This window comes from Microvirga brassicacearum, assembly GCF_008757455.1.
Lineage (GTDB): Bacteria > Pseudomonadota > Alphaproteobacteria > Rhizobiales > Beijerinckiaceae > Microvirga > Microvirga brassicacearum.
Genome location: NZ_VCMV01000025.1, coordinates 132371 through 141987, shown reverse-complemented (window position 1 = coordinate 141987; position 9617 = coordinate 132371). Strand labels below are relative to the sequence as shown.

8 protein-coding genes are annotated in these 9617 nt (G+C 62.6%); 5 read left to right on the top strand and 3 right to left on the bottom strand.

Annotation, left to right across the window (positions count from 1 at the left end):
- Nucleotides 1-165: 165 nt before the first annotated feature.
- A complete protein-coding gene (locus FEZ63_RS16420) occupies nucleotides 166-1575 on the top strand; it encodes a peptidoglycan-binding protein (RefSeq protein ID WP_150946408.1) in 1410 nt (469 codons plus the stop codon).
- Between the two features lie 13 nt (nucleotides 1576-1588).
- Here FEZ63_RS16420 and FEZ63_RS16415 read toward each other — a convergent pair whose 3' ends face one another.
- From FEZ63_RS16415 to FEZ63_RS16405, 3 genes are all read right to left on the bottom strand, one after another.
- Entirely contained in the window at nucleotides 1589-2131 is a 543-nt protein-coding gene (locus tag FEZ63_RS16415) for a cyclase dehydrase (RefSeq protein ID WP_150946406.1), read from the bottom strand.
- A 10-nt stretch (nucleotides 2132-2141) separates the two neighbouring features.
- Nucleotides 2142-3314 carry a zinc-dependent alcohol dehydrogenase gene (locus FEZ63_RS16410; protein WP_150946404.1) on the bottom strand — a complete coding sequence of 391 codons (1173 nt, stop codon included), beginning with the start codon at nucleotides 3312-3314 and terminating at the stop codon, nucleotides 2142-2144.
- Nucleotides 3315-3432: 118 nt separating this feature from the next.
- On the bottom strand, nucleotides 3433-3897 hold the full coding sequence (locus tag FEZ63_RS16405; RefSeq protein WP_150946402.1) for an NUDIX hydrolase: 465 nt from the start codon (nucleotides 3895-3897) through the stop codon (nucleotides 3433-3435).
- 196 nt (nucleotides 3898-4093) lie between these two features.
- Between FEZ63_RS16405 and FEZ63_RS16400 the strand changes: the two genes are divergently transcribed.
- From FEZ63_RS16400 to FEZ63_RS16385, 4 genes are all read left to right on the top strand, one after another.
- Nucleotides 4094-4888 (top strand): inositol monophosphatase family protein, encoded by a 795-nt coding sequence (locus FEZ63_RS16400; protein ID WP_201274181.1) that lies wholly within the window; start codon nucleotides 4094-4096, stop codon nucleotides 4886-4888.
- Between the two features lie 110 nt (nucleotides 4889-4998).
- Nucleotides 4999-6045: an ABC transporter substrate-binding protein gene (locus FEZ63_RS16395; RefSeq protein ID WP_150946400.1), complete on the top strand. Its 1047-nt coding sequence runs from the start codon at nucleotides 4999-5001 to the stop codon at nucleotides 6043-6045.
- A 131-nt stretch (nucleotides 6046-6176) separates the two neighbouring features.
- On the top strand, nucleotides 6177-8366 hold the full coding sequence (locus FEZ63_RS16390) for an ABC transporter permease (RefSeq protein WP_150946398.1): 2190 nt from the start codon (nucleotides 6177-6179) through the stop codon (nucleotides 8364-8366).
- Between the two features lie 5 nt (nucleotides 8367-8371).
- On the top strand, nucleotides 8372-9478 hold the full coding sequence (locus FEZ63_RS16385) for an ABC transporter ATP-binding protein (RefSeq protein WP_150946453.1): 1107 nt from the start codon (nucleotides 8372-8374) through the stop codon (nucleotides 9476-9478).
- The last annotated feature ends 139 nt before the right edge of the window (nucleotides 9479-9617 follow it).

Here is a 9617-nt window from a genome sequence, read left to right as displayed (position 1 = left end):
TCGTCCTTGATTGTGGGTTTCGGCAGAGCCTTCGACCTTAGCATTCCCCCGGCTGTCCACAAGGCAGCCTGCGGGCCGCCACGTGCGAATTGCATCGTTTCACCGCACGATTGTTCTGGCTTCCTGACGGCAGGTTTGTGAAGGTGCGGCTGGGGGAAAGCTGACATGAGCCGTATCGTCGCCTGGAAACAATCCGTCGTCGGCGCGGTGATCGCGACGGTGCTGGCGGTCCCGACCTTTCAAGGCGCGAGTGCGCAGGAGCCACTTGGGCGGGCCGCCCTGGCAAGTACCAATCTCGTCGCCGCTCGCGCGGCGTTCGAGGCGCTGCCGGAGGCCGATCGAAAGGCCATGCAGGAAGCGCTGATCTGGGCCGGAACCACCTATAGCGGTGCCGCCGATGGCGTGTTCGGGCGACAAACCTTCGATGCCGTCGCGGCCTTTCAGCAAAGCAAGCGGACGCCCCCGAGCGGGATCTTGAGCCCGACCGAGCGCGCCGATCTGCAGGCGTCGGCGCAACGCGCCAGGAGCGCGGTTGGTTTTACCATCGTGGACGATCCGAAAACGGGCGCACGGATTGGCGTTCCTGCAGGCCTTTTGCCCAAGACGGACATCAATCCGAGCGGCGGCAGCCGGTGGCAAAGCACGGACGGGAGGGTGACTCTCGATACCCGGAGGGCGCCGCCGAACGCCACGCTGGCATCTCTATACGACAGAAATCTCGCGCTCCAGATTCCAGGGCGGATCATCACCTACAAGGTCCTGCGCCCGGATTTCTCGGTGGTGGCCGGTGAAACGGCAACCGGAAAATTCTACACGCGCTACGATGCGGCTGGTTCCGACCTGCGCGGCTTCTCCATCGGCTACGACAAGGCGCTGGCGCCGCAATTCGATCGCCTCGTCGTCGCCATCGCCAACAGCTTCCAAGCCTTTGGCGCCACCGCCCCCGTTGCGTCTGCGGTGGCGATACCGGTGCCCCCGTCCGCGCAAGCCGTGACCTCCCCGCCGAGCGGTCGCCGCCTGATCGGAACCGGGATCGCCGTCACGCCGCGCCGCGTCATCACGACGGCGACGCTGGATTCCTGCCGTGAGTTGCGCGTCGGCGAGGTTGCCGTTGGCGGCTCGCAGCAACCGCAGGCCAGAGGCTGGCTCACGATCGAACTTCCGCGCGATCTTTCCGCAGCGACGGCGTCGTTCGGAGCCGCTGATGCAACACCCGACCAGTCGATTATTGTCGTCGGTTACACGATGGAAACCGGCCGTCCGACTCTGTCGGTCATGCCTGGAACGATGTCAGAGGGACAATCGTTCACGGCGCCCCTTCAGCCGGGAGCCAGCGGCGCGCCGGTTCTCGATGGCAGCAATCGTCTCGTGGGCATTGTCGGTCCGGTTTCGGACGACGGACGCAAGGTGGCGGGCATCACGACAACCCGCCGCTATTCGGTCGTCCCGTCCCGAGACCTCGCGGCGGCGATTCCGGGCCTGGGCGACGGCACAAAAGCGGAAAACGCTCGCAGCGCTGCGCATATCGCGGCGTTCTGGGCATCGGCGCTCGTGCCGCTGACCTGCGCTCCTTAAGACGCCTGCCGGCTCACAAGGGCCGCCGCTGCGCCTGATCGTAGGGGCGCAGGGCCTCGGGGATCCGCATGTCACGCGGTACTTCGAAGTCACGAGCGACACCGCGCATCTGCGTCGGCGAGCGAGGCAGACCGCTGCGATCCCCATAGTCCCAATGCCGATCGCTTTCGTTCCGCCGGCTGGCATCAAGCGATTGCGCGCACAGGACATCGATGACCGTGACGCCTGCAACGGCCGCCGTCGCGAACACGACCCTATCCGTCTCCGCATCCCTGTCCGAGAGCGCCGTGCCAAGAATCGCGAGGTCGAGTGCATCGCCCCCAACGCGTCCCCACATCCACGGCCCTGGATCTCGCGAGGTCAGGAGGCCGATCCCCGTTGCGATCTCGCGCGCGCCATAGGCGCGGATTAACGCCTCGTGCTTGTCGAGTCCCATCCACCGGGCGAGACTTTTGGCGCCCAACAACTCCACGGCCCCGAGACCGAGGCTGAACCATCCGAGACCTCGTGCGACCGTGTCCGCGGCTGGGCGATGCGCTTCTTGGTGATGCGGCATTTCTGGAACCTCAATGGGGTTTGAGAACGACCTTGATGCAGCCGTCCTTCTTGTCGCGGAACGTCTCATACATTTCAGGTCCGTCATCGAGACCGACCGTGTGAGTAATCACGAATGAAGGATCGATCTGCCCTTCCTGGATGCGCCGCAGGAGATCCTCGGTCCAGCGGTTTACATGCGTTTGCCCGGTGCGGATGGTGAGTCCTTTGTTCATGACCGCGCCGAATGGAATCTTGTCGATAAGACCGCCATAGACGCCGGGCACCGAGACGACACCGGCCGGCCGGCAGACATAGAACATCTCCCGCAGCACGTGCGGACGGTCGCTCTCCAGCATGACCGCCTGCTTTGCGCGGTCGACCACGGAATCGATGCTCCGCGTCGCGTGGGCCTCGAGGCCGACCGCATCGATGCATTTCTCCGGACCCTTGCCGTTGGTCAATTGGTTCAGGCGCTCGATGACGCTTTCCTCGTCGAAATCGATGGTCGTCGCGCCGCCCGCTTGCGCCATGCTGAGGCGCTCGGGCACACAGTCGATCGCCACCACCTGCTTTGCACCGAGAAGGATGGCGCTGCGGATCGCCATCTGGCCCACGGGGCCGCAACCCCATATGGCAACCGTGTCCGACGGCTGGATGTCGCATTGGACGACCGCCTGCCAGCCGGTCGGAAAGATATCGCCGAGGAAAAGCACTTGTTCGTCGGTAAGGCCCTCGGGCACCTTCACATGCGTGGTGTCGGCATAGGGGATGCGCACATATTCCGCCTGCCCTCCGGCATAGCCCCCGGTGAGATGCGTGTACCCGAAGAGGCCGGCGGTCGTATGCCCGAAGGCCTTGGCGGCCAGACTGGCGTTGCGGTTGGTGCGCTCGCAGACGGAAAAATTCCCGCGCCGGCATTGTTCGCATTCGCCGCAGATGATGGTGAAAGGCACCACGATCCGGTCCCCGACCTTCAGGTTGCTGACGCTCGAACCAATTTCGACCACCTCCCCCATGAACTCATGGCCCATGATGTCGCCATCCTTCATTCCCGGAATGAAGTGATTGTAAAGGTGGAGATCCGAGCCACAGATCGCGCAACTCGTCATCCTGATGATTGCGTCTCGCGCATCCTCGATTTCGGGATCCGGAACCGTGTCACACCGGATATCGCCTTTTCCGTGCCAGCACAGGGCCCTCATTTCGCTTCCCTCCTAGCAATGATCGCACGGCGCCGCGCGCCTCCGCCTCGCTAATGAAAAGCCTGAAGGGAATTGTGTTCCCGGTTTCGTAAGGAAAAGCTGCCGCGCCGGCTGCTCGTCACACCGTCAAGGCGGGAAGTGCCGGAGTGGGCGTCGACTGCACATGAAGCGGCAGGGCGCGGATCACGGCGGCGAGCGCGGGTTCGAGAACCTGCTGTGCAGCTTCCTCGACCTCGAACCAGCGATAGTCACGCTGGCCTTTCTCCGGCCATTTCTTCAACTGCTTCGAGACCTCGAGCGGATAGACCTGAACGCGACAGAGATCGAAATGCTCAGCTCGCCGCTTCCAGTAATCGTAATGCCCGATGGCGACCTGTCCGACAGTCCCTTTGACACCGGCCTCCTCAAAAGCCTCCTGGGCCGCGGCCTTGTAGGCCTTCTTGCCTTTCATCGGCCAGCCTTTCGGAATGAGCCACCGTTTGGTCTCCCGTGACGTCACGAGAAGCACCTCCAGCGTGCCGTTCCGCACGCGGAAAGGAAGGGCTGCAACCTGATTGAAACGATCTTTTTGTGCGCGCGCCATTCGATGGGGTGGGGATTCCTGCTTCGGGGTGGCGAAAGTTAGTTGATTGAAGCCGGCTAATAAAGGATCAATTCTAAGCGCCGGAGAAGTGTTTTCACATTCGAGCCCCAGCCTCCGACACAGTTGTAAACCGGAAAATGTGAATGTTCGGCAACGCCGCCGGCTGTTCGCGCCCTTTCAGAGCGAGACGATCATAATGACCGACGGCCTGGACACACGAATTGCGATCGCCTGCGCCATCGCCCGCGAGGCTGGGATGCTGGCGCGCCGCCGGTTTCTGGAACGGCCGCGCTCGCAGCGTCCGGACATGAAGGGCCACCAGGACTTTCTCACCGCCACCGATTCCGAGGTCGAGAACCTGATCCGCCGTCGCCTGGCCCATCTTGTCCCCGACGACTCCTTTTTTGGCGAAGAGGGAGGCGGCTCGTTCGAGCGGGATGTGTGGGTCGTCGACCCCATCGACGGAACGGCCAATTTTGCCCGGGGGATCCCTCATTTCGCGATTTCGATCGCTTTCGTGCGGGACAACCGCACCGAGATCGGAATCGTCTACAACGTGATGCAGGACGAGCTTTATGCCGCCTCGCGGGGCGGTGGAGCTACGCTGAACGGCGAAGCCATTCGCGTCAGCGGTCTTGCGCAGATCAGTCACGCCACCGTCGAGGCGGGCTGGTCGTCCCGGCTCCCCGCCGAATCCTATGTCACGCTTGTCGAGAGGCTCAAGGAAGCGGGCGTCAATGTCCGGCGCGCGGGCTCCGGCACGTTGGGATTGGCCTATGTGGCCGACGGGCGCGTGGATGCCTATTGCGAACTACACATCAATTCCTGGGACGCGTTGGCGGCTCTCCTTCTCGTCGAGGAGGCGGGCGGATGGACCAACAATTTTCTGGCGAAAGACGGCCTCAGAAGCGGCAATCCCGTTCTCGCCTGCACACCGGAGCTGGCCGAGGCGGTGATGGCCGCAACAGGGATCGGCAAGGAGCCGAATTGACGATGCGGGACATGCCCAAATTTTTGCAAGCCTCTTGACCTGCAATCGCATAACATAGAGCTTAGCCAGCCAAGCATAAAAACGTCAAGAAACGACATAGGGAGAACAACATGAAGTTAAAGAAGAATTTCGTCGCCGCGACCATGCTGGCGGGCGCCACCACCGTCATGTCCTTCATGTCCGCGGGGGCGGCGCAGGCCCAGGGTGCCCTCGTCATGTATTGCGCCGTCCAGGAGGAATGGTGCCGCGCGATGACGAGCGCTTTCGAGCGCGAGACGGGCATCAAGGTTTCGATGACCCGCAAAAGTTCCGGCGAAATCTACGCTCAGGTAAAGGCCGAAAGCGCCAATCCCCGCGCCGACATCTGGTGGGGCGGCACCGGCGATCCGCACATGCAGGCTGCCGAGGAAGGTCTGACGGTCGACTACACGTCGCCCAAGAACAGCGAGCTTCAACCCTGGGCCCTTCGCCAGTGGGAACAGGCCAAGAAGCGCACCATCGGCGTCTATTCGGGCGCTCTCGGGTTTGGCTACAACACCGAGCTGCTCAAATCGAAAGGCATCCCGGAGCCGAAATGCTGGGCTGACATCCTCAACGTCAAGCTGAAGGACGAGGTCCAGATGGCGGACCCGAATTCGTCCGGTACAGCCTACACCCTGCTGGCCACGATCGTTCAGTTGATGGGCGAGGAGAAGGGTTTCGACTACCTCAAGGCCCTGCACAAGAACATCAATCAATACACCAAGTCGGGAGCGGCGCCGGCGAAGGCCATGGCGCTCGGCGAGACCACCGTGGGCATCGCCTTCATGCACGACATCGTCACGATGGTCGTCGACAAGGCGCCCATCAAGGTCGTCGCACCTTGCGAGGGCACCGGCTATGAGATCGGTTCCATGTCGATCATCAAGGGCGGCAAGAACCAGGACAACGCGAAGAAATTCTACGATTGGGCTCTGACGCCGGCAGCGCAGAAGCTCGGCGCGGAAGCAAAATCCTACCAGGTGCCGTCCAACAAGAGCACGCCGGTCCCGCCGGAGGCTCCAAAGCTCGAAGAGATCAAGCTGATCAATTTCGATTTCGCCAAATACGGCTCGTCGGACGAGCGGAAGCGGCTTCTGTCCAAGTGGGACAATGAGGTCAAGAATCTGCCGAAATAGCAGCTTCGATCATCTGCGGCGGGGCGGATTCGCCTCGCCGCTTTTTACCGGGTTCAGAGCACAAGTAGGACGACCCAAGGCGCCGCTTTCCGGTTCCGGGCGATTCCTGCGCGTCACGCGAGTATATCAATATGGCACGGGCAACACTCGGCTGGATTGTCCTGAGCTGGGTCGGCTTCGCTCTCCTGCCATGGTACGGCTTCGATAGCGGGTTCGCTCCCGGTCTCGGCGATTACTTTATCGGCGGTTCCGGCCTCGTGCTCGGCCTAAAGGGCGCCTGGTGGCTCCTGCCGATCGTCGTTCCGCTGCTGATGACGTTGCGACCGGTTGCGCCGGGCGCCAGCGCGTCGCATAGCGACTGGCTTGTCGCTGCCGGAGTAGCCGGTCTCGCACTCATCGTCATCCAGGGCTTCACCATCGGCCTCAACGGCTGGACCATGGATTTCCTGAAGGCGATCTTCGGCGAACCCGGCCCCCGCCAGGAGGGAATGGGCTACGGCGCCGCACTCACCGCAACGGCGTTCCTGATCATCCTCTGCCACGGCCTTGCAGCGCGCGGATGGTGCCGGGGCGATGCCTTCGTGACCTCCTCCATCGGCGTCGTCATCGCGCTGATCGCCGTGTTCGTTTTCTTTCCCGTATCGACGATCCTCGCCAGCGCCTTCGGCGATGACCGCGGCAATTTTGCTCCGGCTCAATTTGTCGTGAAGTTCTTCGATCACTCGATCTGGGGCCTGGATTGCCTTAAGGGCGACCTGCGCTGCGGGGTGGCCTGGAACACCCTGTTCCTCGGCGTCCTCGTGGCGTTCGGCACGACCGCTCTCGGCCTTTCCTTCGCGTTGATCGCCACGCGCACGAGCTTTCGCTACAAGAAGCTGCTGCGCGTCATGAGCGTGCTGCCGATCATCACGCCCCCGTTCGTCATCGGTCTCGCGTTGATCCTGCTGTTCGGCCGCTCGGGTGCGGCCTCGGCCCTCCTGTTCGATTGGTTCGGCGTGCCGCGCTCCCGCTGGATTTACGGCTTGCCGGGTGTCTTCATCGCGCAGCTTCTCGCATTCACGCCGATTGCGTTCCTCGTGCTGATCGGGGTCGTCCAGGGCATCAGCCCGACCCTTGAGGAAGCCTCGCAGACCTTGCGCGCCAAGAGTTGGACGACGTTCCTGATGGTGACCTTGCCGCTGATGCGTCCCGGACTCGCCAATGCGTTCCTGCTCGGTTTCGTGGAGAGCCTCGCGGATTTCGGCAATCCGCTCGTGCTCGGGGGCAATTTCGAGGTTCTGTCGACCAAGATCTTCTTCGCGGTTGTGGGCGCACAGCAGGATCAGGGGCGAGCTGCCGTCCTGTCGATCATCCTGCTCGCCTTCACGCTCGGCGCCTTCTGGCTCCAACACGCGTGGCTCGGCAAGAAAGTCTACACCACCGTCACCGGCAAGGGTGATTCCGGCATCCCGCTGCCGTTGCCGCGCCGGGTCGCCCTGGCGTCCTATTTGACGGCGATTCCATGGGCCCTCTTCACGGTGATCGTCTATGCGATTATCCTGATCGGCGGTTTCGTTCGTTCGATGGGCCGCGACTACTCGCCCACTTTCGATCACTATCTCACGGCGTTCCGCATCGAGCGCTCGGAGTGGGGCATCTATTTTTCCGGATCGGCCTGGGATTCGTTCTTCGCCACCATGAAGGTCGCGGCGATCTCGGCGCCGCTGACGGCGGCTATCGGAATCCTGACCGCCTATCTTTTGACGCGCCAGCGCTTCCAGGGGCAGCGACTGTTCGAGTTCGGAACGCTTCTCAGTTTCGCAATTCCCGGAACGGTTGTCGGCGTCTCGTATATCCTCGCCTTCAACGTGCCGCCCATCGAGATCACCGGCACCGGATTCATCCTGGTCATGTGCTTCGTCTTCCGCAACATGCCGGTCGGCGTCCGCTCGGGCATCGCCACCTTGAGTCAGATCGACAAAAGCCTCGATGAGGCATCGCTTACCCTCGGCGCGCGTTCGGCCACGACCATGCGCCGCATTGTGCTGCCGTTGCTGCGCCCGGCTATCGTCGCGTCTCTGGTCTATTCCTTCGTCCGCGCAATGACGGCGGTCAGCGCCGTGATCTTCCTCGTCACTGCCGAATACAACATGGCGACCGCCTATATCGTCGGCCGCGTTGAAGCGGGCGAGTTCGGCCTTGCCATTGCCTACTCCACCGTTCTCATCATCGTGATGCTGATCGCCATCACGATGATCCAGCTCGTTGTCGGCGAGCGGCGCCTCGGACGCCGCACTGCCAGCGCGAACGCTCCCGCACTCGCTGTTCAAGCCATACCATGAACCAGATGACCCAGACCGCCTCGCTCTCCCGCAGCGCCCCGTCCACCAAGAAGGCGGCGTCCGTCGAGTTTCGCAACGTGACCAAGCGCTATGGCGATGTCACCGCCGTCGACGACGTGTCCTTCACGATCGAGCCGGGCAAGCTGGTCACGTTGCTGGGGCCATCGGGCTGCGGCAAGACCACGACGCTCCGCATGATCGCGGGACTCGAGATGGCAAGCGCGGGCCAAATTCTCATCGGCGGTCGCGATGTGACGAACCTTTCGGCAGCCGATCGCGACGTCAGCATGGTGTTCCAGTCCTATGCGCTATTCCCGCATATGTCGGTTCTCGAAAACGTCGCCTACGGTCCATCCGTCCAGGGGGCGTCGAAGAAGGACGCGCAGGCGATGGCGATGGAGAAACTTGCGCTGATCGGGTTGTCGGGCCTCGAGCGGCGTTCGCCATCGGAGCTTTCCGGCGGCCAGCAGCAGCGCGTTGCCGTGGCGCGCGCGCTGGTGCTCGAACCTCAGGTTCTGCTCTTCGACGAGCCTTTGTCGAATCTCGACGCGAAGCTGCGCCGTCGCGTGCGCGAGGACATCCGCGAATTGCAGCGGAGCCTGAACCTGACTGTCGCCTATGTGACGCACGACCAGGAGGAGGCGCTGGCCGTCTCCGACCATATCATCGTGATGTCGAATGCGCGGATCGCCCAAACCGGTTCGCCGCGCGAACTCTACGAGGAACCCGCCGATCTCTTCGTGGCGGATTTCATCGGCGATGCCAATATCCTGACGGGGATCCTGGGCGAGCCGGATGGCGCCCATGCGCGTGTGCAGATCGGTGGATTGAGCGTTCGGCTTCCGCACCGCGGCGTAAAACCCGGACCGGTGAAGCTGGCGGTCCGTCCCGACGCTGTCGTGCTCAACGAGACTGCATCGACGGCCGGATCTGTTGCCGGCACCGTCACCAAAGCGTCCTATCTCGGGACTCAGATGGAATATGAAGTCGAGACTCCCGTGGGCAATCTTTTCGTCGTCCAGTACGGCAGCCGGGATCCCATTCCGACCGGCACCCGCGTGGCGATCTCGCTCACGCCTGAACGCGGTGTGGCGATCATTCCGGGGGCCTGAAACCGTGTTCAGCGCAGGTTTATCGTGCGCATGATTATCTATAAAGGGGACCCGCAAATCCAACGGGCAGTTTTTCTGTCGTGCCGGGTCTGGGTTTCGCGCGTTGCTCCGCCCTTCCGATTTTTCTGATACGAGACGC

Coding starts and splice junctions, on each gene's coding strand:
- FEZ63_RS16420 (WP_150946408.1), top strand. CDS start 166: ATGAGCCGTATCGTCGCCTGGAAACAATCCGTCGTCGGCGCGGTGATC.
- FEZ63_RS16415 (WP_150946406.1), bottom strand. CDS start 2,131: ATGCCGCATCACCAAGAAGCGCATCGCCCAGCCGCGGACACGGTCGCA.
- FEZ63_RS16410 (WP_150946404.1), bottom strand. CDS start 3,314: ATGAGGGCCCTGTGCTGGCACGGAAAAGGCGATATCCGGTGTGACACG.
- FEZ63_RS16405 (WP_150946402.1), bottom strand. CDS start 3,897: ATGGCGCGCGCACAAAAAGATCGTTTCAATCAGGTTGCAGCCCTTCCT.
- FEZ63_RS16400 (WP_201274181.1), top strand. CDS start 4,094: ATGACCGACGGCCTGGACACACGAATTGCGATCGCCTGCGCCATCGCC.
- FEZ63_RS16395 (WP_150946400.1), top strand. CDS start 4,999: ATGAAGTTAAAGAAGAATTTCGTCGCCGCGACCATGCTGGCGGGCGCC.
- FEZ63_RS16390 (WP_150946398.1), top strand. CDS start 6,177: ATGGCACGGGCAACACTCGGCTGGATTGTCCTGAGCTGGGTCGGCTTC.
- FEZ63_RS16385 (WP_150946453.1), top strand. CDS start 8,372: ATGACCCAGACCGCCTCGCTCTCCCGCAGCGCCCCGTCCACCAAGAAG.